Raw genomic sequence first — 23,590 nt, 5'->3', positions numbered from 1 at the left:
GTCCTGAGACAAGCCGCCGGACGATTACCAGGATTGGGTTGCTTTGAAGGAATCGAGGATAGCTTTCAGCTTGCCTTCGATTTCGTCGTTATAGCCACCGGTCTGGTTGATCTCTTGCATCAGCGGAGCGTGATCACGGTCGACGTAAGCCAGCAGAGCGGCTTCGAAGCTACCGATTTTCGCCAGTTCCACATCTTCGAGGTAACCGCGTTCAGCCGCGAACAGTACCAGGCCCTGCTGAGCAACAGACATTGGTGCGTACTGTTTTTGCTTCAGCAGCTCGGTCACTTTCTGACCGTGGCTCAGCTGTTTACGGGTTGCTTCGTCCAGATCGGATGCGAACTGAGAGAACGCAGCCAGTTCACGATACTGTGCCAGCGCGGTACGGATACCACCGGACAGTTTCTTGATGATCTTGGTCTGAGCAGCACCACCCACACGGGATACGGAGATACCCGGGTTAACTGCCGGACGAATACCGGAGTTAAACAGGTTGGTTTCCAGGAAGATCTGACCATCGGTAATAGAGATTACGTTGGTCGGAACGAACGCAGAAACGTCACCCGCCTGGGTTTCAATGATCGGCAGAGCGGTCAGAGAGCCCGTTTTACCCTTCACTTCACCTTTGGTGAAGTTCTCGACGTATTCCGCGTTAACGCGGGAAGCACGCTCCAGCAGACGAGAGTGGAGGTAGAATACGTCGCCAGGGAACGCTTCACGTCCAGGTGGACGACGGAGCAGCAGGGAAACCTGACGATAAGCAACAGCCTGTTTAGACAGGTCATCGTATACGATCAGAGCATCTTCACCGCGGTCACGGAAGTATTCGCCCATTGCGCAACCGGCGTATGGCGCCAGATATTGCAGTGCAGCAGATTCAGACGCGGTCGCTACCACAACGATGGTGTTAGACAGTGCGCCATGCTCTTCCAGTTTACGAACCACGTTAGAAATGGTGGACGCTTTCTGGCCGATGGCCACGTACACACATTTGATGCCGGAGTCACGCTGGTTGATGATGGCGTCGATAGCCATCGCGGTTTTACCGGTCTGACGGTCACCGATGATCAGTTCACGCTGACCACGACCGATTGGGATCATGGCATCAACGGACTTATAACCTGTCTGAACAGGCTGATCTACGGACTGACGGTCGATAACGCCTGGTGCGATAACTTCGATTGGAGAGAAGCCATCGTGCTCAACCGGACCTTTACCGTCGATTGGCGCACCCAGGGTGTTAACAACGCGACCCAGTAGGCCACGGCCAACCGGCACTTCCAGAATACGGCCAGTACACTTAACCTTCATGCCTTCGGCGAGGTCAGCGTATGGACCCATCACAACTGCACCTACGGAGTCGCGCTCCAGGTTCAGTGCGATAGCGTAACGGTTACCCGGCAGGGAAATCATCTCACCCTGCATACAATCGGCCAAGCCGTGGATACGGATAACACCGTCACTTACAGAAACAATAGTACCTTCGTTGTGAGCTTCACTCACAACACTGAACTGAGCAATGCGCTGCTTGATCAGTTCGCTGATTTCGGTGGAATTCAGTTGCATGCTCCAGTCCCCTTAAGACTGCAAGACGTCTGCAAGGCGTTCAAGACGGCCGCGTACGCTGCCATCAATGACCATATCACCCGAACGGATGATTACGCCTGCCATTACAGACTTATCGATTTTGCAATTCAGCTTAACTTTGCGTGACAGACGTTTTTCCATCGCGGCGGTGATTTTCGCAAGCTGTTCATTACTCAGTTCAGTCGCAGAAGTCACTTCGACTTCAGCGGTTGCTTCACTAAGGGCACGTAAGTGCTCAAACTGCTCGAGAACATCCGGGAGCACACGGAGACGACCATTTTCTGCCATCACCTTAATCAGGTTCTGGCCGTTGGCATCCAGTTGCTCTCCGCACACGGCGATAAACGACGCGGCGAGAGTTTCAGGTGCTAACGCACCGGAAAGCAACTCAGCCATTTGTTCGTTTTTCGTCACCTCAGCGGCAAACGCCAGCATATCCTGCCAGCGATCGACATTTTGGTGTTCGACAGCAAAGTCAAAAGCTGCTTTGGCGTAGGGGCGAGCTACCGTAACAAATTCAGACATCAGCCCCTCCCTCCTTACAGTTCAGCGACAAGTTTGTCCACGATGTCGCTGTTAGCAGCTTCATCCACGGAACGTTCGATGATCTTCTCGGCGCCAGCAACAGCCAGAATCGCAACCTGCTTACGCAGTTCTTCACGAGCACGTTTACGCTCAGCATCAATTTCTGCCTGAGCCTGTGTCACGATCTTAGTACGTTCCTGTTCTGCTTCAGCTTTGGCTTCGTCCAGGATCTGCGAACGGCGTTTGTTAGCCTGTTCGATGATAACCTGAGCTTCCGCTTTCGCTTTTTTCAGCTGGTCTGTCGCGTTGGCCTGTGCAAGGTCCAAATCTTTCTTAGCGCGTTCTGCAGAAGCCAGACCGTCAGCAATTTCTTTCTGACGTTTTTCGATGGCAGCCATTAAAGGCGGCCATACATACTTCATGCAGAACCAGACAAAGAGAATAAACGCGATGGCCTGGCCGAGGATTGTTGCGTTCATGTTCACAGCACAATACCTCTTTAATATCTGTGGCTTAGGGTTTTAAAACTACTACTACGCGACAGCAAACATCACGTACAGACCCAGACCTACAGCGATCATTGGGATAGCATCCACCAGACCCATAACGATAAAGAACTGAGTACGCAGCAGAGGAATCAGATCAGGTTGACGCGCTGCGCCTTCCAGGAATTTGCCCCCGAGGATGCCGATACCGATCGCAGCACCGATAGCCGCCAGACCCATCATCACAGCGGCAGCCATGTACAGCAGATCCATATTCAGGTTTTCCATGACAGTCTCCAGTTTGTTTCAATTAAAACGTAGTAGTGTTGGTAAAAAATCAGTGCTCTTCAGACGCCATCGATAGATAGACGATCGTCAGAACCATGAAGATAAAGGCTTGCAGCGTAATGATCAGGATGTGGAAAATGGCCCACGGCACATTCAGAACCCACTGTGACCACCACGGCAGAAGACCCGCGATCAGAATGAAAATCAGCTCACCCGCATACATGTTGCCGAACAGTCGCAGACCCAGTGAAACAGGTTTGGACAGCAGGCTAACGCCTTCCAGGATCAGGTTGACCGGAATAAACGCCCAGTGGTTGAACGGCTGCAAGGTAAGCTCTTTCACAAAGCCGCTTACGCCTTTCATTTTGATGCTGTAGAAAAGAATCAGGATAAATACGCCCAGCGCCATCGACAGGGTGATGTTCACGTCCGCAGACGGTACAACACGCAGCGCTGGCAGGCCGAAGATGTGCTCACCGATAAACGGCAGCAGATCGATTGGCAGCAGGTCCATCAGGTTCATCAGGAAGACCCAAACGAACACGGTCAGGGCCAGCGGAGCAATCAGCTTGCTCTTGCCATGGTACATGTCTTTGACGCTGCCATGGACGAAGCCGATGATCATTTCGATGAAGGTCTGGAATTTCCCTGGTACACCGCTGGTCGCTCGTTTAGCAACACCGCGGAACATGGCCAGGAACAGAAGACCCAAAACCACCGAGAAGAACATGGAGTCGATGTTGATCGTCCAGAAGGTGGCCGGGGGGTTATGTGGATCCACCAGCGAGAATGTACGCAGGTCCAACTGAAGGTTATTCAGATGGTGACCTATGTAATCCTGCGGCGTCATATTTTCTGAAGCCATGATGCCTTTTACCCTTTGTTATTGATTACAGCTGGAGCCAGAACTTGTACCACCAGCACCAAAACCCACGTTGCTATCAGCGGCATGAAGACCACTTTCAAAACCGCCAGCGCCATCACCAGTAGAGCAAAGGTCAGCAACACCTTACACACTTCGCCGAGGGCGAAGGACCAGGCCACGCGGCCTTTGGCGGGTGTATGCGCCTGATGACGCCAGGCAAAAATCATAAACAACACGTTTGGCAGCACAACCGCCAAACCCCCGCACACGGCGGAGATGCCCCAGAAGGGGTCTTTGAGGCTAAACAGCAGTCCACTTGCTATCACAGCCAGAAACTGAATGAACAGAAGCTTACGAGCAACGTTTCTACTCAAGAGCGACACAGACATCACGTTTTTACTCCTGCTCCCTTCGAGGTATGCCGCGTGTCGTATAAAACGTCCTTTAAGGCTCAGAGTCAAGCATCAAAAAGCGGTCAAATTATACGGTGCGCACCCGTGATTTCAAACATTAAGTAGCGAAAAGGTGAATAAATGTTTAAATATTTTTCCCCACCGCTATTTTTTAACTTTCGAGCAAAGCACCAACCTTCGACCAAAACTGCAAACAGCGCGAAAACGTTGTCGATAAAGCGTGCACGAGATCACAAAACACACATTTGCGATAAGGTTGTATTTATCAAAGACGCAAATCGCAGAAATTTATCTTTATGAAATTAAACGCAAAATATCGCAACTATTTTCAAAACAGCCCGGTACACAATAAAAACGTTTTATTGACATTCTTAATAAATAATTAACATTGCGTTCTGGTTACTGCTTTCCACTTTTAGCAGACTTATATTTTCACAGATGACTATCTTCAAGGGGAAGAATAGTCGCCAGGTTAACCAGAAGAAAAACCTTAGTAAAAACGAGGTTAAAAGCTCACCAGTAAATCCCCGGTAGTTGTGCTGTTTTTTAACATGCGAAGAACAGCACAAATTCCACATTTTTTATTAATTTTTTAAAAATTGTTTGGCTTAATTATCACCAGATGACGTTCGCCATCGAGCTGAGGAATGTTTAATTTCTCGATGGATTCAACAGCAAAACCGTCCGGAAGCTGTTCAATCTCATCGCCTGGCAACTGCCCTTTTAGCGCATAAAAGCGGCCATTCTCAGCAGGTAAGTGCTTGCACCAGCTCACCATATCATTGAGCGACGCAAATGCGCGGCTGATAACCCCGTCAAACGGCGGCTCTGCCGGGAACGCCTCTACCCTGCTCTGCACGGGCGTAATATTTTCAAGCTTCAGCTCATGCTGTACCTGACGTAAAAAGCGCACACGCTTGCCAAGACTGTCCAGAAGCGTGAAATGGCTCTCAGGGCGAACAATCGACAGCGGAATACCCGGCAGACCAGGGCCCGTCCCTACGTCGATAAAACGCTCACCTTTCAGATAAGGGGCAACCACGATGCTGTCGAGAATGTGGCGAACGAGCATCTCGTTGGGGTCGCGAACAGACGTCAGGTTGTACGCTTTATTCCATTTATTCAGCATATCGACATAGGCCACCAGCTGATTTTTCTGGTGATCGGTGAGCGAAATACCTGCCTGATCCAGCAGACGAGAGAGTTTGTTGAGCACGGTGAATACCTGTTGGAAAACTTAGGTGGCGGGTGGCGCTTGGCTTACCCACCCTACGGGTTCAGTAGGCCCGGTAAGCGCTGCGCCACCGGGCAATATTCCGGGCCTTACGCGCTACGGCGCAGCATGCCCTGCTTTTTCAGCCACACCAGCAGAATGGAAATCGCTGCAGGCGTGACGCCGGAGATACGTGAGGCCTGGCCGATCGAGACCGGTTTGTGATCGTTCAGCTTGGCGATCACTTCGTTGGAAAGGCCAGTCACCTGGCGGTAGTCCAGCATTTCCGGCAGCAGCGTGTTTTCGTTACGCTGCTGTTTTTCGATCTCATCCTGCTGACGCGCGATGTAACCTTCGTACTTAACCTGGATCTCAACCTGCTCTGCCGCTTCAGCATCTTCCAGGCCCGGCGCGAACGCGGTCAGTTTGACCAGGTTCTCGTAGGTGACTTCAGGACGGCGCAACAAATCTTCACCGCTGGCCTCGCGCGACAGCGGCGCGGTTAAGTGAGCGTTTACTTCGGCAGCGGTTTCCGCCTGCGGGTTCACCCAGGTGGTTTTCAGGCGCTGACGTTCCTGTTCAATGCGCTCCAGCTTCTCGTTAAAGCGCGCCCAGCGTTCGTCATCGACCAGACCCAGCTCGCGGCCGATTTCGGTCAAACGCAGGTCGGCGTTATCTTCACGCAGCATCAGGCGATATTCCGCGCGAGAGGTAAACATACGGTACGGTTCTTTGGTACCCAGCGTGCAGAGATCGTCAACCAGCACGCCCAGATACGCCTGAGAACGGCCGGGTGCCCAGCCCTCTTTCTCAGCAGAGAAGCGCGCGGCGTTCAGACCGGCAAGCAGGCCCTGCGCAGCCGCTTCTTCGTAGCCGGTGGTGCCGTTAATCTGACCCGCAAAGAACAGACCGTGGATGAATTTGCTCTCCAGGGTTGGCTTCAGGTCACGCGGATCGAAGAAATCGTACTCAATAGCGTAGCCAGGGCGAACGATTTTTGCGTTCTCCATGCCCTGCATTGAGCGAACAATTTGCATCTGCACGTCAAACGGCAGGCTGGTGGAGATGCCGTTCGGGTAAATTTCGTTCGAGGTCAGCCCTTCCGGCTCCAGGAAGATCTGGTGCTGGTTGCGATCGGCGAAGCGCATCACTTTGTCCTCGATCGACGGGCAGTAGCGCGGACCGATCCCTTCGATCACGCCGGCGTACATGGGGCTGCGATCGAGGTTATTGCGGATCACGTCGTGGGTTTTCTCGTTGGTATGCGTGATATAGCACGGCACCTGCTGCGGATGCTGTGCCGCATTGCCCATGAACGAGAAGACCGGCATTGGGTTATCACCGTGCTGTTGCGCCAGCACGCTGAAATCAATGGTGCGCGCATCAATACGCGGCGGCGTACCGGTTTTCAGGCGGCTAACGCGCAGCGGCAGTTCTCGCAGACGGCGAGACAATGGTATAGACGGCGGATCGCCAGCACGGCCGCCGCTGTAGTTATCCAGACCGATATGAATTTTACCGTCAAGGAATGTACCCACGGTCAGCACCACGGCTTTGGCGCGGAATTTGAGGCCCATCTGAGTCACGGCACCCACGACGCGATCGTTCTCAACGATTAGATCTTCAACCGCCTGCTGGAAGATCATCAGGTTCGGCTGATTCTCCAGGGCGGTACGCACCGCCTGACGGTAAAGTACGCGGTCTGCCTGAGCACGGGTCGCACGCACAGCGGGACCTTTACTCGCGTTTAGTATCCTAAACTGGATGCCGGCCCGATCGATCGCTTTCGCCATCAGGCCGCCAAGTGCATCCACTTCTTTTACCAGGTGTCCTTTCCCAATGCCGCCAATCGCCGGATTACAGGACATTTGTCCCAGCGTGTCGATATTGTGTGTCAAAAGCAGGGTCTGCTGACCCATTCGCGCTGCGGCCATTGCGGCCTCAGTGCCTGCGTGACCCCCGCCAATGATGATGACGTCAAAAGGATCCTGATAAAACATGGTGGTCTGCCTCGCGTAAAGCGGTATGAAAATGGATTGAAGCCCGGGCCGTGGATTCTACTCAACTTTAGTCTTTCGAGAAAGCATTGGGATCCTGGGCTATTAAAAAGAAGATCTTTTTATTTAGAGATCTGTTCTATTGTGATCTCTTATTAGGATCGCGAACCTGTGTGGATAAGTCCGATCTCATAAAGAAGATCATGCAGTTAGAAAGGATCGTTTGCTGTGAATGATCGGTGATCCTGGACCGTATAAGCTGGGATCAGATCGCGACTTTATACACAGGCCAAAAACTGCGCTACGGTTGTTATTTGGATAACTACGGGTTAATACGAGCTTTTAACCAGAGTTATCCACATCTGTTCGCGCGATCTTTAATCATTTTTGAGTAAATTTTTCCATTCCGCGAGCCAGATCTCGGCTGGATCCTCCGGAATGTCATGATCGAGGATGTTGATCTTGAGCGTTTCACCCAGCTGTTTTGCTCCGCAGGAGGTCACAGCGGCTTCGACTTTCTCTATTGCCCCGCAAAAGGTGTCATATTCACGACTGCCGATCCCCACTGCGCCAAAACGGACGTTTGACAGGTCGGGCTGCTGTTCCAGCAGTTCGTCATATAAAGGTTGCAGATTATCCGGCAGATCCCCCGCGCCGTGCGTGGAGGTGATCAGCAGCCAGACCCCGTCAGTCGGGAGATCTTCAAGCAACGGGCCGTGCAGGGTTTCCGTGGAAAAGCCCGCCTCTTCCAGCTTTTCAGCCAGATGTTCCGCTACGTATTCCGCACCACCAAGGGTGCTGCCGCTGATAAGGGTAATGTCCGCCATTGATCGCTCGCTCAGATAAAGAGAGGGCCATTGTACGCTGTGAACGAGCTGGGATCTACCTGTGGAAAATGTGGGAATGAATTTGCCCGATCACGGGCGGATGGTACGCATGATCGGGTTTTGCAAGGAGATCAGGGTCTCGGTGGACTGAATTTCATCTATTGTTTGGATCTTGTTGATAAGTACCTGCTGGAGCGCGTCGATGGATCGGCACATAACTTTAATAAAGATGCTGTAGTGCCCGGTGGTGTAGTACGCCTCGGTGACTTCATCCAGCGCGTTCAGTTTCGCCAGGGCAGAAGGGTAGTCTTTGGCGCTTTTAAGAATGATGCCGATGAAGCAGCAGACGTCGTAACCCAGCTGCTTTGGGCTGACGTCAATGCGCGCACCGGTAATGATCCCTGCCTGCTTCATCTTTTCTACGCGAACGTGAATGGTTCCCGGGCTGACGCCAAACTGTTTTGCCAGTTCGGCATAGGCGGTGCGGGCATTAGCCATTAAGGCCTCCAGAATGCCGCGGTCGAGATTGTCGATCTGATAATTTTCCATAGCTTTTTCTTATGAAGATTAATGAATCACTCTATTCTAGCGCTATATTTTATCGAATCAAAAATGAAGGTGGCTTTTTGTTGATGGGTTATTGAATAAGGCGCCGTTTCTGTTGCTTAATCAATATCAACAGGACGCAGGAGTATAAATAATGAAAACCGCTTACATCGCAAAACAACGCCAGATCAGTTTCGTAAAATCCCATTTTTCCCGCCAGCTGGAAGAGAAGCTTGGGCTGATTGAAGTCCAGGCACCGATCCTCAGCCGCGTGGGTGACGGGACGCAGGATAACCTCTCTGGATGCGAAAAAGCGGTACAGGTGAAAGTGAAAACACTGCCAGACGCCCAGTTCGAAGTGGTTCATTCACTGGCGAAGTGGAAGCGTCAGACCCTGGGACAACACGACTTCAGTGCGGGCGAAGGGCTCTACACGCACATGAAAGCCCTTCGCCCTGATGAAGATCGCCTTTCACCGATTCATTCTGTTTACGTTGACCAGTGGGACTGGGAGCGCGTAATGGGTGATGGTGAACGTCATATCGGTACGCTGAAATCCACCGTTGAGGCGATCTACGCCGGGATCAAAGCAACCGAAGCGGCAGTGAGCAAAGAGTTTGGTCTGGCAACGTTCCTGCCGGATACGATCCACTTTGTCCACAGCCAGGAACTGCTGACCCGTTTCCCGGATCTGGATGCCAAAGGCCGCGAGCGTGCGATCGCCAAAGAATTAGGTGCTGTGTTCCTGATCGGTATCGGCGGCAAGCTGTCTGACGGTAAGCGCCACGACGTTCGTGCGCCTGATTATGATGACTGGAGTACTGTGGGTGATGGCGAATTTGCCGGGCTGAACGGCGATATCCTGGTCTGGAACCCGATACTCGAAGACGCATTCGAGCTCTCTTCTATGGGGATCCGCGTGGATGCTGACGCGCTGAAGCGCCAGCTGGCGGTTACCGGTGATGAAGACCGTCTCAAACTCGAGTGGCATCAGGCGCTGCTGCGCGGCGAAATGCCGCAGACGATTGGCGGCGGTATCGGCCAGTCCCGTCTGACCATGCTGCTGCTGCAATTACCTCATATCGGTCAGGTTCAGTGTGGTGTCTGGCCGCAGCAGGTACGTGAAAGCGTTGGCTCTCTTCTGTAATTAACGCTGCCAGCGTCTGAGCAGGCGGCTACGCAGCCCGGTATCAAAGCGCCAGATATGATCGAAGATGCGCATGATGCCGGGTTTTCCATGGGCGGACATCGCCACCGCATGAAAACGGTGTTGATGCACCCGCTGTAATTCCTTCACCTTATTGACTACATCATCCGGCAGCCGCTGGGCAATAAAATCGGAAATCACCACTGCGTCAGCGTCGTACCAGTCGCCGCCCTGCATACGCTCCACAATGCTGCGAAAACAGCTTGCCAGATCGGTTCCACCGCGAAAACGCTGGCTCAGGAAGCGGATTGCCTGCTCGATCCCCTGCTGGTTCGTCAGCTCATAGCCCACGACTTCGCTGGAGAACAGCATGATGAAGCAGCGACGGCGATCGGCGAGCGCCACGCGCATCAGTGCCAGACAGAACGCCTTCGCACACTGCTCGTTAAACCCACCCATCGATCCGGACGTATCCACGCAAACGATGAATGGCCCGCGCGGCTGTTCATCAAAATCCTGATGAACCACAGGACGCTGGCTTACCTTCTCGCGCCAGGCTTCGCCGTGCAGCCGGTAGGTGAGGAGCTGTTTTTCCACCAGCCGACGGTAAAACTCATACTCCAGCTCGGTCATCCCGAGCGTGCTCAGTTCCGTGGGCAGCAGGCGTAAAATGTCATCACTCTGCTGGAGCCCGTCGACCTGCTCCGGCACGGTAGCCGGTTCGCGCACCAGGGTGCGGAAAGTCTCCATGGGGGCATCTTTCTTTGGGACCGACTTTGCCTCCCTTGAGCGACCCAGCTGTTCTGCAAGCTTCATCAGCTCGGGCTGCTGCGTCAGAAAATCGCCGTACTTGACGATCAGCTGATAGTCCCCGCGCCGGAGCTGGCCTGCGCTCATATCCCAGAGACGCCCTGCGGCGTTTTCATTCTCCACCAGCACCTGCTCAAGCTGGCCGCTTAAGGTCATGCGCTCCTGAACTTCACTGAGCAGCTGTTCGCGCTCTTCGTCCAGCAACTGCTGGTTTAGCGTCGTGGCCTGCACCACCAGGCTGAGGCGCCAGCGCTGTAAGAAGAGGGTGTGCAGTGCGGGAGTGAACGTGGCGTTATCCGTGACCAGCGCCCGGGCCTGGCTGGCAAACGGAGAGTGGAGCTTGTCGAGCAGCGTGAGGGTTTGCGGAAGCTGAACGATAAACTGCGATGTGGAGAGCCGCTGGCACTGCTGATAACAGGCCACCTCTTCCGTTAGCTCAGGCGGAACTTCGGTCTCCCTGAACCGCTGACGCAAATTTTCCCGCCAGCGCGGAAGATCGTCCGTCATCGCTTTTTTGAGCTTCGGAAATTTTTCAAAGAAGGCTGCCAGCTGCGGCGAAGCCAGAAGGGTTATGACCACTTCTTCGATCAACCCTTCCTCGCTGACGGCCAGCATGACGTTAAGCGTATCCAGAGTTAGCATTGACGCGCCTGTTTAATCTGCGCGCTGACGTCCTGCAGGCTGGCTTCGATGCGACCTAACCAGTCGCTATGAATAAAGAGGCACTTTTGCTGCTCGCTAAAGCGGGTGTGCTGCTGGTGCCATTCCGTATCCAGCGCTTCCAGCTGCTGCTTAATCTCCTCGGGGACGCTGTCAGAGGCGGTTCCCGGCAGCGCGAGACGCGAGCCCTGCAGGCTGACGTCGCGGATCACCAGGTGCTGGCTGCTGTCCACTTCCATATTCAGCGGCTGCGCGAAACCGATGCCGTTGAGCTTTCCACGGATCTCTCCGCCCTTATCCAGCCACTGTGCCAGCGCCTCGCGCTCAATCGTCACGTGCACCACCTGCATATCATGCAGCTTAAGCGGCTGCTGGAGCAGCAGGGTCAGCGTCGGGGTGGTGAGTTCGGCGGGTAATTCATAGTGCGGTTTGCGTGCGAACATCCCCCCCAGGCGATTCACTTTCAGCGCGGTTTTATCACTTTGCTGCTGCTGGAGCTGGATGCGCCGCTGGGCAATCGCCCCCAACTGATTGAGCATCGCCTGCTGTCCCCAGGCGTGTCCGGTCATCAAAACGTCAAGCTGCTGCTGCATCAGGTTCATGCCTTCCGCGTCGTGCCAGAGGCAGTCTTTCAGCAGGATCAGATCAATGGGTGCCACGGCATCGCGGCCGCTGAACAGGGCGCTGGCCTGCAGCAGACGGATCGCTTTTTTCCAGCGGCGATCGGAGACATAGGGCGCCGAGGGAAGGTGATCAAGCTGCTGACGCAGCAGATAGATCAGCTCGAATACCGCGTCCGGCAATTTGATTTTGCCAATATCCTGCTGCCACTGGTGGTACTCCTCATCCGTCACCTGCAGCGAAGCGGGTACCGGATTTTCGCTCTCGTCCTGCTGGCTGACCAGCATGGAGCGGAAGTTGGATTTATCCTGTACTTTGTCCAGCCACAGGCGGATCAGCATACGGTCATACAGCGCTTCCAGGCTGCTGTCGGCTTCAGGCAGTTCGTTTGAGGCGGCCACCAGCAGGCGCATTGGGATTTTTTCTTCACTGGCGCCGTTGCGGAACCGACGTTCGTTTATCGCCGTGAGCAGGGTGTTCAGAATGGCCGGTCCCGCTTTCCAGATTTCATCAAGAAAGACAATCTCAGCCTCCGGAAGATACCCTTCTGTCAGACGCTGATAGCGCCCCTCATCTTTCAGTGCCTGGATGGAAAGTGGGCCAAAAACTTCTTCTGGGGTGGAAAACCGGGTCATGAGATATTCGAAGGCGCGGGCGTTCTGAAAAGCAAATTTTAGCCTGCGGGCAATCAGGCTTTTGGCAATGCCCGGCGGACCCAGCAAAAACACGCTCTCGCCGCTCAACGCCGCCAGTAAACAGAGGCGAATGGCGTGGCTACGCTCGAAAAGGCCTTTCTCCAGCGCGCTGCTAAGGCGGGAAATTCTTTCTGCTAATAAATGTGAGTGAGCCATAATAGTTTTGCATCCTTTCGCCGTCGTGGCGGCCAATTGAAGCGAGTATAGACGTTTCAGTCAGGGCTGGTAATAGACTGAAGTGCGGCGCAATCTTCTTTGCGCTACATTAATGCGGTTGCATTTAGGGGTACGATTTTGCAATGAATCGTGCATACTGTGCGCTTTTTGTGGGCCAAGGGACCAGGAACACATTTGTTATTTAAACGAAAAGACTAGTCTATGAGCACTGATAATAAGCAATCATTACCCGCAATTACGCTTGCGGCGATCGGGGTTGTCTACGGTGATATTGGCACCAGCCCGCTTTATACGCTTCGTGAATGTTTGTCCGGCCAGTTTGGCTTTGGTGTTGAGCGCGATGCCGTGTTTGGCTTCCTGTCCCTCATCTTCTGGCTGCTGATTCTGGTCGTTTCCGTTAAGTATCTCTCCTTCGTTATGCGTGCTGATAACGCCGGCGAAGGCGGGATCCTGACCCTGATGTCCCTTGCAGGGCGCAACACCTCCGCCAGAATGACCTCCGTTCTGGTGATTATCGGCCTGATTGGCGGCAGCTTCTTCTACGGAGAGGTGGTTATCACGCCCGCGATTTCGGTCCTCTCGGCGATAGAGGGGCTGGAAATTATTGCCCCGCAGCTCGATTCATGGGTTGTTCCTCTGGCCATTATTGTCCTGACGCTGCTGTTTATGATCCAGAAGCACGGTACCGGGCTGGTGGGCAAACTGTTTGCACCGATTATGCTGGCCTGGTTCCTGATCCTGGCCGCGCTTGGTTTGCGCAGCATTATCGCGAATCCGGAAGTGCTGCATGCGCTGAACCCTTACTGGGCCGTGCATTTCTTCCTTGAATACAAAGTGGTTTCCTTCGTGGCGCTGGGTGCCGTCGTGCTCTCCATCACCGGTGTGGAAGCGCTATATGCTGACATGGGGCACTTCGGGAAACTGCCTATCCGCGTGGCATGGTTTATTGTGGTGCTACCGTCGCTGGTGCTGAACTATTTCGGCCAGGGCGCGCTGTTACTTAAAAATCCGGAAGCGATCAAGAACCCGTTCTTCCTGCTGGCGCCTGACTGGGCGCTGGTGCCGATGCTGATTCTGGCGACGCTGGCGACCGTCATTGCCTCCCAGGCGGTGATTTCCGGCGTGTTTTCTCTGACGCGCCAGGCCGTGCGTCTGGGGTATCTCTCACCGATGCGCATCATCCATACCTCTGAGATGGAGTCGGGCCAGATCTATATCCCGTTCGTTAACTGGCTGCTCTATTTCGCGGTTGTGATTGTTATCGTCAGCTTCGAGCACTCCAGCAACCTGGCGGCGGCGTACGGTATTGCGGTAACCGGTACGATGGTGCTGACATCGCTTCTCTCCACCACGGTAGCGTACCGAAACTGGCACTGGAATAAATTCCTCGTGGCGATGATTCTGGTGGGCTTCCTGTGCATTGACGTGCCGCTATTCTCCGCAAACCTCGACAAGATTGTCTCCGGCGGCTGGCTGCCGCTGACGCTGGGTCTGGTGATGTTCATCGTCATGACCACCTGGAAAAGCGAGCGTTTCCGTCTGCTGCGCCGCATGCACGAGCACGGGAACTCTCTTGAGGCGATGATCGCTTCTCTGGAGAAATCCCCGCCGGTCCGCGTGCCTGGCACAGCGGTGTACATGTCTCGCGCCCTGAACGTCATTCCCTTCGCGCTGATGCATAACCTCAAGCACAACAAAGTGCTGCACGAGCGCGTGATCCTGCTGACGCTGCGCACTGAAGATGCGCCTTACGTTCACAACGTGCGTCGCGTGCAAATCGAGCAGCTCTCCCCGACATTCTGGCGCGTGGTGGCGAGCTACGGCTGGCGTGAAACGCCAAACGTGGAAGAGGTGTTCCACCGCTGCGGTCTTGAAGGGCTGAGCTGCCGGATGATGGAGACGTCGTTCTTTATGTCTCACGAATCGCTTATCATCGGCAAGCGCCCTTGGTATTTGCGCCTGCGCGGCAAGCTGTACCTGATCCTGCAGCGTAACGCCCTGCGCGCGCCTGACCAGTTTGAGATCCCGCCTAACCGCGTGATAGAGCTGGGTACGCAGGTCGAGATTTAAGTCCTTTCGAAAATGCCGGGTGGCGCTGCGCTTACCCGGCCTACCAAACCCGTAGGCCCGTGCAAGTGAAGCGCCGTCGGGCTATTTCTCCCATCAATATTTCACTTAGCGAAACGTTTCGACGTCGATCACAAATCTGTTACGTCATGATGGTTTTCTGAACATTTCTGGCGCTACACTACTTTTAGCGAAACGTTTCGCTAGTGGAGCAAGAAAATGAAGAAAGGCACGGTACTCAACTCAGAAATCTCATCGGTTATTTCCCGTCTTGGGCATACCGATACGCTGGTGGTTTGCGATGCTGGCTTACCGGTTCCGCGCAGCACAACCCGTATTGATATGGCGTTAACGCAGGGTGTTCCTTCGTTTATGCAGGTACTGGAAGTCGTGACGGCGGAGATGCAGGTTGAGGCAGCCATTCTCGCGGCGGAAATCAAACAACATAATCCGCAACTCCACGAAACGTTGCTCAGCCATATTGAGCAACTGCAACAACACCAGGGAAACACCATAGAAATTCGTTACACAACGCACGAGCAGTTCAAACAACAAACCGCAGACAGTCAGGCGGTAATTCGCAGCGGGGAGTGTTCCCCGTATGCGAATATCATTCTCTGTGCTGGCGTCACCTTCTGAGGCCATCATGGACGCATTACTGCAACTCAAAGGGATCGATAAGTCGTTCCCGGGCGTAAAAGCCCTCTCCGGCGCGGCGCTGAACGTCTACCCCGGGCGCGTAATGGCGCTGGTGGGGGAAAACGGCGCCGGCAAATCCACCATGATGAAAGTGCTGACCGGTATCTATCAACGCGATGCTGGCTCACTCCTCTGGCTGGGTAAAGAAACCACCTTCACTGGCCCGAAATCTTCTCAGGAAGCGGGTATCGGCATTATTCACCAGGAGCTGAACCTGATCCCGCAGCTCACCATTGCGGAAAACATCTTCCTCGGCCGCGAGTTTGTTAACCGGTTCGGCAAAATCGACTGGAAAACTATGTATGCCGAAGCGGACAAGCTGCTGGCGAAGCTGAACCTGCGCTTTAAGAGCGACCGTCTGGTAGGCGATTTGTCGATTGGCGATCAGCAGATGGTGGAAATCGCGAAGGTGCTGAGCTTTGAGTCGAAGGTCATCATTATGGATGAACCGACCGACGCCCTGACCGATACTGAAACCGAATCCCTGTTCCGCGTTATCCGCGAGCTGAAGTCGCAGGGGCGCGGGATTGTCTATATCTCTCACCGCATGAAAGAGATCTTCGAGATCTGCGACGACGTCACCGTTTTCCGCGACGGGCAGTTTATTGCCGAGCGCGAAGTGGCCACGCTGACCGAAGATACGCTCATTGAAATGATGGTGGGACGTAAGCTTGAAGATCAATATCCGCATCTGGATAAAGCGCCGGGAGAGATCCGCCTGAAGGTGGACAACCTCTGCGGTCCGGGTGTGAACGACGTGACCTTTACCCTGCGCCAGGGCGAGATCCTGGGCGTGGCGGGCCTGATGGGGGCGGGACGTACCGAGCTGATGAAAGTGTTGTACGGCGCACTGCCGCGCACCAGCGGTTATGTCACCCTTGACGGCCATGAAGTGGTCACCCGCTCTCCGCAGGATGGTCTGGCGAACGGCATCGTCTATATCTCCGAAGACCGCAAACGCGATGGCCTGGTGCTGGGCATGTCGGTAAAAGAGAACATGTCCCTGACCGCGCTGCGCTATTTCAGCCATAGCGGTGGAAGCCTGAAGCATAAAGACGAACAGCAGGCGGTCAGCGATTTTATCCGCCTCTTTAACGTCAAAACCCCGTCGATGGAGCAGGCGATTGGCCTGTTATCCGGCGGGAATCAGCAGAAAGTGGCGATTGCGCGCGGGTTGATGACGCGCCCGAAAGTGCTGATCCTCGACGAGCCAACCCGCGGCGTGGACGTGGGCGCGAAGAAAGAGATCTATCAGCTGATTAACCAGTTTAAGGCCGACGGTCTGAGCATCATTCTGGTCTCTTCCGAGATGCCAGAAGTATTAGGCATGAGCGATCGCATTATCGTTATGCATGAAGGGCATCTCGGCGGTGAATTCACTCGCGAGCAGGCCACCCAGGAAGTTCTGATGGCTGCCGCTGTGGGCAAGCTTAATCGCGTGAATCAGGAGTAAGAAGATGACTACCCAGGCTGTTTCTGGTCGCCGCTATTTCACAAAGGCGTGGCTGATGGAACAAAAATCGCTGATTGCCCTGCTGGTGCTGATCGCGATTGTATCGACCATGAGCCCGAACTTTTTCACCGTTAATAACCTGTTCAACATTCTGCAGCAGACGTCGGTGAATGCCATTATGGCGGTCGGCATGACGCTGGTAATTTTGACCTCAGGGATCGATTTGTCCGTCGGTTCCCTGCTGGCCCTTACCGGCGCGATCGCCGCTTCGCTTGTCGGGATTGAAGTCAACGCGCTGGTGGCCGTGGCCGCAGCCCTGGCTGCAGGCGCGGCGATTGGTGCCGTCACAGGCGTGATTGTGGCAAAAGGTCGCGTTCAGGCATTCATCGCCACGCTGGTGATGATGCTGCTGCTGCGCGGGGTGACCATGGTTTATACCAACGGCAGCCCGGTCAATACCGGCTTCACCGATAACGCCGATCTGTTTGGCTGGTTCGGTATCGGTCGCCCGCTGGGTGTCCCGACGCCGGTCTGGATCATGGCTATTGTCTTCCTGGCGGCGTGGTACATGCTGCATCATACCCGTCTGGGTCGTTATATCTATGCGCTGGGCGGTAACGAAGCGGCAACGCGCCTGTCCGGTATCAGCGTTAATAAAGTCAAAGTTATCGTGTACTCCCTGTGCGGTCTGCTGGCGTCACTGGCGGGCATTATCGAAGTGGCGCGCCTCTCTTCCGCGCAGCCGACGGCGGGTACGGGGTATGAGCTGGATGCTATCGCGGCAGTGGTTCTGGGCGGTACGAGTCTTGCGGGCGGTAAAGGTCGCATTGTTGGGACATTGATCGGCGCACTGATTCTCGGTTTCCTGAATAATGGTTTGAATTTGTTAGGTGTTTCCTCCTATTACCAGATGATCGTTAAGGCAGTGGTGATTTTGCTGGCGGTACTGGTAGACAACAAAAAACAGTAACTGACGACACTACAGGACATCTTAGATATGAACATGAAAAAACTGGCTACCCTGGTTTCTGCTGTCGCGCTGAGCGCAACCGTAAGTGCTAACGCCATGGCGAAAGATACCATCGCGCTGGTTGTCTCAACCCTGAACAACCCGTTCTTCGTCTCCCTGAAGGACGGTGCGCAGAAAGAAGCTGACAAGCTGGGCTACAACCTGGTGGTGCTGGATTCACAGAACAACCCGGCGAAAGAGCTGGCTAACGTTCAGGACTTAACCGTTCGTGGCACCAAAATTCTGCTGATCAACCCAACCGACTCTGACGCCGTAGGTAACGCCGTTAAAATGGCAAACCAGGCGAAGATCCCGGTAATCACCCTGGACCGTCAGGCAACGAAAGGCGAAGTAGTGAGCCACATTGCGTCTGATAACGTGCTGGGCGGCAAAATCGCGGGTGATTACATCGCGAAGAAAGCTGGCGAAGGCGCGAAAGTTATCGAACTGCAGGGGATTGCCGGTACGTCTGCCGCCCGCGAGCGTGGCGAAGGCTTCCAGCAGGCTGTGGCTGCACACAAATTCAACGTGCTGGCGAGCCAGCCAGCAGACTTCGATCGTACCAAAGGTCTGAACGTCATGCAGAACCTGCTGACCGCACACCCTGATGTGCAGGCGGTCTTCGCGCAGAACGACGAAATGGCGCTCGGTGCGCTGCGTGCTCTGCAGACTGCAGGTAAATCTGATGTGATGGTTGTCGGATTTGACGGCACGCCGGATGGTGAAAAAGCAGTAAACGATGGCAAACTGGCTGCGACCATCGCTCAGCTGCCTGAGCAGATTGGCGCCACTGGCGTTGAAACTGCCGACAAAGTGCTGAAGGGCGAAAAAGTTCAGGCTAAATACCCGGTTGACCTGAAGCTGGTCATCAAGCAGTAAAAGGCGAATCAGGCAGTCGCTGGCTGCCTGAGGGACACCAATAAAAGAAAAGTGTGGCATACGCCACCGGGTAACACCGGTGGCGCTCTCAGATGGACAACCCAACCATGAAAACCGCAGGCAACCTCGTCGTCCTTGGCAGTATCAATGCCGATCACATTCTTAACCTTGAATCGTTCCCTGCACCGGGCGAAACCGTCACGGGTAATCATTATCAGGTGGCATTTGGCGGTAAAGGTGCCAACCAGGCCGTGGCCGCGGGTCGCAGTGGGGCGAATATTGCGTTTATCGCCTGCACGGGTGATGACGATACCGGTGAGCGTGTACGCAAGCAGCTGGCGAGCGACAACGTTGATATCGCACCGGTCAGCGTTGTTGCAGGGGAATCTACCGGCGTGGCGCTGATTTTCGTCAACGCTGAAGGTGAGAATGTCATCGGTATTCATGCTGGGGCTAACGCTGCGCTGACGACGGAGCGCGTAGAAGCGCAACGTGCAATCATCGCCGGAGCGGAAGCCCTGCTCATGCAGCTGGAATCACCGGTTGAAAGCGTGCTGGCCGCCGCAAAAATTGCACATGAAAATCATACCACTGTTGTACTGAACCCGGCCCCAGCACGTGTATTATCAGACGAGCTGCTGGCGCTGGTGGACATCATTACGCCGAACGAAACCGAAGCCGAAAAGCTGACGGGCATTCGCGTAGAAAATGATGACGATGCCGCACGAGCCGCACGTGCACTGCATGATAAGGGCATCGGCACCGTAATTATCACCCTTGGCAGCCGTGGGGTGTGGGCAAGCGTCAATGGCGAAGGCCGTCATGTGCCGGGCTTTAAGGTGAAGGCGATTGATACCATTGCAGCGGGAGACACCTTCAATGGTGCACTGGTGACCGCGCTGCTGGAAGGCAAGAAAATGGATGACGCTATTCGCTTCGCTCACGCCGCTGCCGCGATTGCGGTGACGCGCAAGGGAGCCCAGCCTTCCGTTCCGTGGCGTAAAGAGATCGATGAATTCTTAAGTCAGTAGGGGTAACGCTTGGCTACAATGAAAGATGTCGCCCGTATGGCGGGCGTTTCTACCTCGACGGTCTCCCACGTCATTAATAAAGATCGCTTCGTCAGCGAGGCGATTCGGGAAAAAGTCGAAGCTGCGGTAAAAGAACTCAACTATGCGCCGTCTGCGCTGGCGCGCAGCCTTAAGCTCAATCAGACGCGTACTATCGGTATGCTGATCACTGCCAGTACCAACCCCTTTTATTCAGAACTGGTTCGCGGCGTGGAGCGCAGCTGCTTCGAGCGCGGCTACAGCCTGGTGCTGTGTAACACCGAAGGTGACGAGCAGCGCATGAATCGTAACCTGGAGACGCTGATGCAAAAACGCGTCGACGGGCTACTGTTGCTCTGCACCGAAACGCACCAGCCCTCGAAAGAGATCATCCAGCGCTATCCTTCTATTCCCACCGTGATGATGGACTGGGCCCCATTCGACGGAACCAGCGATCTCATTCAGGATAACTCCCTGCTGGGTGGTGATATGGCGACTCAGTATCTGATTGATAAAGGCTATACCCGCATCGCCTGTATTACCGGTCCGCTGGATAAAACCCCGGCGCGTTTGCGTCTGGAAGGGTATCTCTCCGCCATGGATCGAGCAGGGCTCGCCATTCCTGATGGCTACCGGATCACTGGTGATTTCGAATTTAACGGTGGCTTCGAGGCAATGCAGAAACTGCTGACGCAAGCGCAGCGCCCGCAGGCGGTCTTTATTGGTAATGATGCGATGGCGTTTGGTGCCTATCAGGCGTTGTACCAGGCGGGGCTACGCGTGCCGGACGATATGGCGGTGATTGGCTACGATGATATTGAACTTGCCCGCTACATGACGCCGCCGCTGACTACTATTCATCAGCCGAAGGATGAACTGGGCGAGCTGGCCATAGATGTGTTGATCCACCGTATGGCGCAGCCCACGCTGCAGCAACAACGCCTGCAGCTTACTCCTGTTCTGATGGAACGCGGTTCGGTTTAGCTTTCTCTTTATGACGTTCTTTAATCAGGTTTCTGCCGTCTTTCGGTTTTAACAGCATAAAGACCAGCGCCGATACCACGGTAAGTGCACCCATGGTAATAAAGGTATAGTGGAACTGCTCAACGGTATTTGCGTTGTCAAAACCCTCATAAAACCTCAGCACCGCTGCACTCACGGCAACCCCTAAACTGATCGACAGCTGTTGCGTTACCGCCAGCACGCTGTTGCCGCTACTGGCGTTCTCGTCAGTCAGATCTGCGAGGGTGATGGTGTTCATCGATGTGAACTGCGTCGACATCGCCATGCCCAACACAAACAGCGGCAGGATCAGCATCCAGACGGGTAACGCGGCGGACTGCAGCGAAAACTGCGCAATCATCAAACCGATAAAGACCGTCACGCCAACCAGCGTCTTACGATAGCCAAACCAGCGCAGCACCTGCGTAACGGTTGATTTTGCCAGAATCGAGCCCATTGCCGTGGGCGCCATCATGCAGCCAGCAATCAGGGCCGGGTAGCCGAAACCCACCTGCAGCATCAATGGCATCAGGAACGGCACACAACCCGTCCCCAGACGAGACGCAATGTTGCCTGCAATCCCTACGGAAAAGGTTCGGGTATTAAAGAGCCCCAGGGAGATTAACGGTGTCGGGTGGCGGCGCGCGTGACGTATATAAAGAAGAAATAACAGAATACCGCCCAGGATAACGGAGAGCGCTATCCACGTTGCGACGATCTTCTCGCCAAACAGCTCCATCCCGCTGGAGAATAACACCAGGCTCAGGCCGAACAGGAAAAAGCCGCCCATGTCGAAGCTGCGCCTTGGCGTGGTGAAGTTCGGCATATATTTGCGGGCATACAGCAGCCCCGCAACGCCAATTGGGATATTAATCAGGAAGATCCAGTGCCAGCTTGCCCAGGTGACAAACACGCCACCGAGTACCGGGCCAAGTATCGGGCCAACAAGGCCTGGCATGGTAACGAAGTTGAGCACGGGAAGTAATTCGCTGCGAGGGTAGGCTCGCAGTAGGGCAAGGCGCGCCACGGGCATCATCATCGCGCCGCCGATGCCCTGCAATACGCGGAAGATAACCAGCTCTGTTAATGATGAGGAGAGCGCACAGGCCAGCGAACCGAGCGTAAAGAGCGTTACGGCCAGCATGAAAACTCTGCGGGTGCCAAAGCGGTCGGCCAGCCAGCCGCTGACCGGTATTAACATTGCCACCGTCAGGGTGTAGCTGATGATGGCGGACTGCATCGCCAGTGGGGAACGGTTGAGGCTTTGCGCAATAGCGGGAAGCGCGGTGTTGAGGATGGTGGCATCCAGTGCCTGCATAAAAAACGCCATGGCTGCAATCCACGGCAATCCGGCCATGCTGCGCGCTTTTTTCTTTGTCATTTATTTACCTGCTGGTGGGTTGGCGCGGCCAGCAATGCCTGGCACGCACTCAGGGCTCGTTGCCCGTCGCTTTCCTGGATGGCATCCACTATCGCCTGATGCAAATCCAGTTTTACCACTTCGTTTTGTGTAATAGAGGTAAAGTAGGTGTGATACACAGAATGAAATAAAGAAGCAAAAGAGGTAAGGAACGGATTGGCGCTCATCATATAGATGTGTTCATGCCAGGCCATATCGACCTCAACCCAGCGTTCGCGGTTGAAGTGTTTTTTCAGGAACACCATCTCTTCCATCAACGCGTTAAGCTGCGCTTTCTGCTCTGCTGTTCCCAGCGTAGCGGCAAGCAGACATGCCTGAGGTTCAAGGCTGCTGCGCATCACCAGAAAGTGATCGACGACCTGATGAAAGTTATCTTCCGTCATCCACCAGGAGAGCAGCTCCTGATCGAGAAAATTCCAGTTACTCTGTGGCATTACGCGTGTGCCAATGCGAGGACGTGGAAGCACCATACCTTTTGCCGTCAGGGTTTTCACCGCTTCGCGCACGGCGGTACGGCTCACCCCAAACTGCTCACCCAGCTCCATCTCACCCGGCAGGATGCTACCGGGGGCATATTTACCCGCTAAAATCCGCTGCGCCAGCTTTTCTGCCAGCACGTACGACAGGTTTTTTTGGGCGGCCAGCTGTTGTGCGCTTAATGGCATCGCTTTTATTCCTTAAAGATTCATGCTGATAATTATGCCACCTCGAATGTGATTGTGGTTGCAGATACATCAAATAGAACAATTTGTAGCTTGATTTCACCTCTGGTGGTGAAAAAAAACGCGGATGAAAACTTTTTTTAAATTTCCTCTTGTCACGTCGGAATAACTCCCTATAATGCGCCTCCACTGACACGGAACAACGGCACACACGCCGCCAGGTCAGCAGAGAATAGCGTAAATAAACGCTTGACTCTGAAGCGGGAAGGCGTAATATGCACACCCCGCGCCGCAGCGAAAAGCGAAGCGGCACTGCTCTTTAACAATTTATCAGACAATCTGTGTGGGCACTCAAAGTGACGTGGATTCTTAACGTCGCAAGACGAAAAATGAATACCAAGTCTCTGAGTGAACATGCGTAATTCATTACGAAGTTTAATTCACGAGCATCAAACTTAAATTGAAGAGTTTGATCATGGCTCAGATTGAACGCT

General features: G+C 54.2%; 22 protein-coding genes. 8 read left to right on the top strand and 14 right to left on the bottom strand.

Annotation, left to right across the window (positions count from 1 at the left end; genetic code table 11):
* Window positions 1–24: 24 nt before the first annotated feature.
* The 10 genes from atpA to asnC all read right to left on the bottom strand — a co-directional run bounded on the left by atpA (window position 25) and on the right by asnC (window position 8,749).
* Window positions 25–1,566: a F0F1 ATP synthase subunit alpha gene (gene atpA / locus F0319_RS16305; protein ID WP_006808751.1), complete on the bottom strand. Its 1,542-nt coding sequence runs from the start codon at window positions 1,564–1,566 to the stop codon at window positions 25–27.
* Window positions 1,567–1,578: 12 nt separating this feature from the next.
* Window positions 1,579–2,112, bottom strand: coding sequence for a F0F1 ATP synthase subunit delta (atpH, locus tag F0319_RS16300; RefSeq protein ID WP_023309790.1), 534 nt, complete (start codon window positions 2,110–2,112; stop codon window positions 1,579–1,581).
* 14 nt (window positions 2,113–2,126) lie between these two features.
* Window positions 2,127–2,597: a F0F1 ATP synthase subunit B gene (gene atpF / locus F0319_RS16295; protein ID WP_014072436.1), complete on the bottom strand. Its 471-nt coding sequence runs from the start codon at window positions 2,595–2,597 to the stop codon at window positions 2,127–2,129.
* A 48-nt stretch (window positions 2,598–2,645) separates the two neighbouring features.
* Window positions 2,646–2,885 (bottom strand): F0F1 ATP synthase subunit C, encoded by a 240-nt coding sequence (atpE, locus tag F0319_RS16290; protein ID WP_000429386.1) that lies wholly within the window; start codon window positions 2,883–2,885, stop codon window positions 2,646–2,648.
* Between the two features lie 49 nt (window positions 2,886–2,934).
* A complete protein-coding gene (gene atpB / locus F0319_RS16285; RefSeq protein WP_008500193.1) occupies window positions 2,935–3,750 on the bottom strand; it encodes a F0F1 ATP synthase subunit A in 816 nt (271 codons plus the stop codon).
* Window positions 3,751–3,758: 8 nt separating this feature from the next.
* On the bottom strand, window positions 3,759–4,139 hold the full coding sequence (gene atpI, locus F0319_RS16280; protein ID WP_008500194.1) for a F0F1 ATP synthase subunit I: 381 nt from the start codon (window positions 4,137–4,139) through the stop codon (window positions 3,759–3,761).
* Between the two features lie 616 nt (window positions 4,140–4,755).
* Window positions 4,756–5,379, bottom strand: coding sequence for a 16S rRNA (guanine(527)-N(7))-methyltransferase RsmG (gene rsmG, locus F0319_RS16275; protein WP_115876778.1), 624 nt, complete (start codon window positions 5,377–5,379; stop codon window positions 4,756–4,758).
* 107 nt (window positions 5,380–5,486) lie between these two features.
* Window positions 5,487–7,376 (bottom strand): tRNA uridine-5-carboxymethylaminomethyl(34) synthesis enzyme MnmG, encoded by a 1,890-nt coding sequence (gene mnmG / locus F0319_RS16270; RefSeq protein ID WP_115876779.1) that lies wholly within the window; start codon window positions 7,374–7,376, stop codon window positions 5,487–5,489.
* Window positions 7,377–7,750: 374 nt separating this feature from the next.
* Complete coding sequence (gene mioC / locus F0319_RS16265; RefSeq protein WP_008500197.1) at window positions 7,751–8,200, bottom strand: FMN-binding protein MioC; 450 nt, start codon at window positions 8,198–8,200, stop codon at window positions 7,751–7,753.
* Window positions 8,201–8,290: 90 nt separating this feature from the next.
* On the bottom strand, window positions 8,291–8,749 hold the full coding sequence (asnC, locus tag F0319_RS16260; protein WP_008500198.1) for a transcriptional regulator AsnC: 459 nt from the start codon (window positions 8,747–8,749) through the stop codon (window positions 8,291–8,293).
* A gap of 151 nt (window positions 8,750–8,900) precedes the next feature.
* Here asnC and asnA point away from each other — a divergent pair, with 151 nt between their 5' ends.
* On the top strand, window positions 8,901–9,893 hold the full coding sequence (asnA, locus tag F0319_RS16255) for an aspartate--ammonia ligase (RefSeq protein WP_111964229.1): 993 nt from the start codon (window positions 8,901–8,903) through the stop codon (window positions 9,891–9,893).
* On the opposite strand, the gene viaA is transcribed toward asnA, so the two are convergent.
* Window positions 9,894–11,345, bottom strand: a complete 1,452-nt coding sequence (gene viaA / locus F0319_RS16250) for an ATPase RavA stimulator ViaA (protein ID WP_149367370.1) — start codon at window positions 11,343–11,345, stop codon at window positions 9,894–9,896.
* The gene (gene ravA, locus F0319_RS16245) at window positions 11,339–12,835 is read right to left on the bottom strand and encodes an ATPase RavA (RefSeq protein ID WP_149367369.1); all 1,497 of its coding nucleotides are present in this window, start codon (window positions 12,833–12,835) and stop codon (window positions 11,339–11,341) included. Before ravA ends, viaA begins: the two co-directional genes overlap by 7 nt.
* A 222-nt stretch (window positions 12,836–13,057) precedes the next feature.
* On the opposite strand from ravA, the gene kup reads away from it, so the two are divergent.
* The 7 genes from kup (at window position 13,058) to rbsR (ending at window position 20,996) form a co-directional block, all read left to right on the top strand.
* Window positions 13,058–14,926, top strand: coding sequence for a low affinity potassium transporter Kup (gene kup / locus F0319_RS16240; protein ID WP_023309781.1), 1,869 nt, complete (start codon window positions 13,058–13,060; stop codon window positions 14,924–14,926).
* 216 nt (window positions 14,927–15,142) lie between these two features.
* Window positions 15,143–15,562: a D-ribose pyranase gene (rbsD, locus tag F0319_RS16235; protein WP_003862392.1), complete on the top strand. Its 420-nt coding sequence runs from the start codon at window positions 15,143–15,145 to the stop codon at window positions 15,560–15,562.
* Between the two features lie 7 nt (window positions 15,563–15,569).
* On the top strand, window positions 15,570–17,075 hold the full coding sequence (gene rbsA, locus F0319_RS16230; RefSeq protein WP_021242658.1) for a ribose ABC transporter ATP-binding protein RbsA: 1,506 nt from the start codon (window positions 15,570–15,572) through the stop codon (window positions 17,073–17,075).
* A 4-nt stretch (window positions 17,076–17,079) separates the two neighbouring features.
* On the top strand, window positions 17,080–18,045 hold the full coding sequence (gene rbsC / locus F0319_RS16225; protein WP_021242657.1) for a ribose ABC transporter permease: 966 nt from the start codon (window positions 17,080–17,082) through the stop codon (window positions 18,043–18,045).
* Between the two features lie 27 nt (window positions 18,046–18,072).
* Window positions 18,073–18,963 (top strand): ribose ABC transporter substrate-binding protein RbsB, encoded by an 891-nt coding sequence (gene rbsB / locus F0319_RS16220; RefSeq protein WP_010426610.1) that lies wholly within the window; start codon window positions 18,073–18,075, stop codon window positions 18,961–18,963.
* Between the two features lie 107 nt (window positions 18,964–19,070).
* On the top strand, window positions 19,071–19,994 hold the full coding sequence (gene rbsK, locus F0319_RS16215) for a ribokinase (protein ID WP_149367396.1): 924 nt from the start codon (window positions 19,071–19,073) through the stop codon (window positions 19,992–19,994).
* A gap of 9 nt (window positions 19,995–20,003) precedes the next feature.
* On the top strand, window positions 20,004–20,996 hold the full coding sequence (rbsR, locus tag F0319_RS16210; protein ID WP_111964226.1) for a ribose operon transcriptional repressor RbsR: 993 nt from the start codon (window positions 20,004–20,006) through the stop codon (window positions 20,994–20,996).
* Here rbsR and mdtD read toward each other — a convergent pair.
* Window positions 20,962–22,395, bottom strand: coding sequence for a multidrug transporter subunit MdtD (gene mdtD, locus F0319_RS16205; RefSeq protein WP_115876784.1), 1,434 nt, complete (start codon window positions 22,393–22,395; stop codon window positions 20,962–20,964). The two genes, rbsR and mdtD, sit on opposite strands and share 35 nt — an antisense overlap.
* Entirely contained in the window at window positions 22,392–23,099 is a 708-nt protein-coding gene (locus tag F0319_RS16200) for a FadR/GntR family transcriptional regulator (RefSeq protein WP_023309775.1), read from the bottom strand. The genes mdtD and F0319_RS16200 overlap by 4 nt, the downstream gene beginning before the upstream one ends.
* Window positions 23,100–23,590: the final 491 nt, after the last annotated feature.

It is taken from the genome of Enterobacter vonholyi (assembly GCF_008364555.1).
Lineage (GTDB): Bacteria > Pseudomonadota > Gammaproteobacteria > Enterobacterales > Enterobacteriaceae > Enterobacter > Enterobacter vonholyi.
The sequence above is the reverse complement of the archived record's forward strand: the minus strand, read 5'-3'. Positions and strand labels throughout refer to the sequence as shown.

Bases quoted from the DNA above. Each gene is read 5' to 3' on its own strand.
- mnmG (WP_115876779.1), bottom strand. From the start codon at position 7,376: ATGTTTTATCAGGATCCTTTTGACGTCATCATCATTGGCGGGGGTCAC.
- rbsC (WP_021242657.1), top strand. From the start codon at position 17,080: ATGACTACCCAGGCTGTTTCTGGTCGCCGCTATTTCACAAAGGCGTGG.
- asnC (WP_008500198.1), bottom strand. From the start codon at position 8,749: ATGGAAAATTATCAGATCGACAATCTCGACCGCGGCATTCTGGAGGCC.
- atpI (WP_008500194.1), bottom strand. From the start codon at position 4,139: ATGTCTGTGTCGCTCTTGAGTAGAAACGTTGCTCGTAAGCTTCTGTTC.
- atpE (WP_000429386.1), bottom strand. From the start codon at position 2,885: ATGGAAAACCTGAATATGGATCTGCTGTACATGGCTGCCGCTGTGATG.
- mdtD (WP_115876784.1), bottom strand. From the start codon at position 22,395: ATGACAAAGAAAAAAGCGCGCAGCATGGCCGGATTGCCGTGGATTGCA.
- rbsB (WP_010426610.1), top strand. From the start codon at position 18,073: ATGAACATGAAAAAACTGGCTACCCTGGTTTCTGCTGTCGCGCTGAGC.
- atpB (WP_008500193.1), bottom strand. From the start codon at position 3,750: ATGGCTTCAGAAAATATGACGCCGCAGGATTACATAGGTCACCATCTG.
- mioC (WP_008500197.1), bottom strand. From the start codon at position 8,200: ATGGCGGACATTACCCTTATCAGCGGCAGCACCCTTGGTGGTGCGGAA.
- ravA (WP_149367369.1), bottom strand. From the start codon at position 12,835: ATGGCTCACTCACATTTATTAGCAGAAAGAATTTCCCGCCTTAGCAGC.
- F0319_RS16200 (WP_023309775.1), bottom strand. From the start codon at position 23,099: ATGCCATTAAGCGCACAACAGCTGGCCGCCCAAAAAAACCTGTCGTAC.
- rbsD (WP_003862392.1), top strand. From the start codon at position 15,143: ATGAAGAAAGGCACGGTACTCAACTCAGAAATCTCATCGGTTATTTCC.
- asnA (WP_111964229.1), top strand. From the start codon at position 8,901: ATGAAAACCGCTTACATCGCAAAACAACGCCAGATCAGTTTCGTAAAA.
- kup (WP_023309781.1), top strand. From the start codon at position 13,058: ATGAGCACTGATAATAAGCAATCATTACCCGCAATTACGCTTGCGGCG.
- rbsA (WP_021242658.1), top strand. From the start codon at position 15,570: ATGGACGCATTACTGCAACTCAAAGGGATCGATAAGTCGTTCCCGGGC.
- viaA (WP_149367370.1), bottom strand. From the start codon at position 11,345: ATGCTAACTCTGGATACGCTTAACGTCATGCTGGCCGTCAGCGAGGAA.
- atpA (WP_006808751.1), bottom strand. From the start codon at position 1,566: ATGCAACTGAATTCCACCGAAATCAGCGAACTGATCAAGCAGCGCATT.
- rbsK (WP_149367396.1), top strand. From the start codon at position 19,071: ATGAAAACCGCAGGCAACCTCGTCGTCCTTGGCAGTATCAATGCCGAT.
- atpH (WP_023309790.1), bottom strand. From the start codon at position 2,112: ATGTCTGAATTTGTTACGGTAGCTCGCCCCTACGCCAAAGCAGCTTTT.